This is a genomic window from Vibrio sp. 10N.247.311.49, from assembly GCF_041467655.1.
Lineage (GTDB): Bacteria > Pseudomonadota > Gammaproteobacteria > Enterobacterales > Vibrionaceae > Vibrio > Vibrio crassostreae_C.
Map to the genome: position 1 here is coordinate 1 of NZ_JBFSVA010000055.1, position 1,569 is coordinate 1,569.

At 47.7% G+C, this 1,569-nt stretch carries 1 protein-coding gene; it reads left to right on the plus strand.

Translation table 11 applies throughout. The features are described from left to right. A partial coding sequence (locus AB6E54_RS22580) for a VCBS domain-containing protein (protein ID WP_372169058.1) occupies positions 1 to 1,569 on the plus strand: 1,569 nt, incomplete at both ends.

Sequence of the window (1,569 nt, forward strand, 5' to 3'; positions counted from 1 at the left end):
CGATTCCATTTCCGGTACCAACGGTGACCTGACTATTGATGCCAATGGTCATTGGGTATTCACCGCCAACAGCGCGTTTAATCAACTGAACGTCGGCGATAAAGTCGAAGAAACCTTTACCGTCACTTCCGTTGATGGCACCCCTTCGACCATTAAAGTCACGATTAACGGTACTAACGATGCAGCGACAGTCAGTACCGCAACAGTCAGTGTGGATGAAACGGACAGCGCTATAACAACTTCTGGAACCCTCACCAGTACTGACGTGGATAACCCAGACAACACGTTTACGCCGGATTCTATTTCAGGCACCAACGGTGACCTGACTATTGATGCCAATGGTCATTGGTTCTTCACCGCTAACAGCGCATTTAATCAATTAAACATCGGCGATAAAGTCGAAGAAACCTTCACTGTATCGTCTGTTGATGGCACACCTTCGACCATTAAAGTCGCGATTAACGGCACTAATGACAAAGCCACTGTTAGCAGTGCGACCGTCGCCATCGATGAAACCGACAGAGCGGTAACCACCTCAGGCACCCTAACCAGTATCGACGTGGATAACCCAGACAATGCGTTCACACCCGATTCCATTTCCGGTACCAACGGTGATCTCACCATTGATGCCAATGGTCATTGGGTATTCACAGCTAACAGCGCGTTTAATCAATTGAATGTCGGCGATAAAGTCGAAGAGACCTTCACTGTCTCGTCTATTGATGGCACAGCGTCAACGATCAAAGTCACGATTAATGGCACTAACGATGCAGCGACAGTCAGTACCGCAACAGTCAGTGTGGATGAGACTGATAAAGCGGTAACGACATCAGGCACGTTAACCAGTACCGATGTTGATAATCCTGATAACACATTTACGCCAGACTCCATTGTTGGAGCTAATGGCGACCTAACTATTGATGCTAATGGGCATTGGGTGTTCACCGCCAACAGTGCGTTTAATCAATTGAACGTCGGCGATAAAGTCGAAGAGACCTTCACTGTATCGTCTATTGATGGCACAACGTCAACGGTCAAAGTGACGATTAACGGCACTAACGACGCCGCTACTGTCAGTAGCACGACCGTTGCCATCGATGAAACCGACAAAGCAGTAACGACTTCAGGAACATTGACCAGTACCGACGTGGATAATCAAGATAATGCGTTTACACCGGATTCGATTACTGGCACCAATGGTGACCTGACTATTGATGCTAATGGTCATTGGGTGTTCACCGCGAACAGTGCGTTTAATCAATTGAATGTCGGCGATAAGGTCGAAGAGACCTTCACTATCTCGTCTATTGATGGCACAACGTCAACGGTCAAAGTGACGATTAACGGGACTAACGACGCCGCTACTGTCAGTAGTGCGACCGTCGCCATCGATGAAACCGACAAAGCGGTAACAACATCAGGAACATTGACCAGTACCGACGTCGATAACCCAGATAATACATTTACACCGGATTCCATTGGAGGCACCAACGGTAACCTGACTATTGACGCTAATGGTCATTGGACATTCACAGCCAACAACGCGTTTAACCAATTGAATGTCGGCGA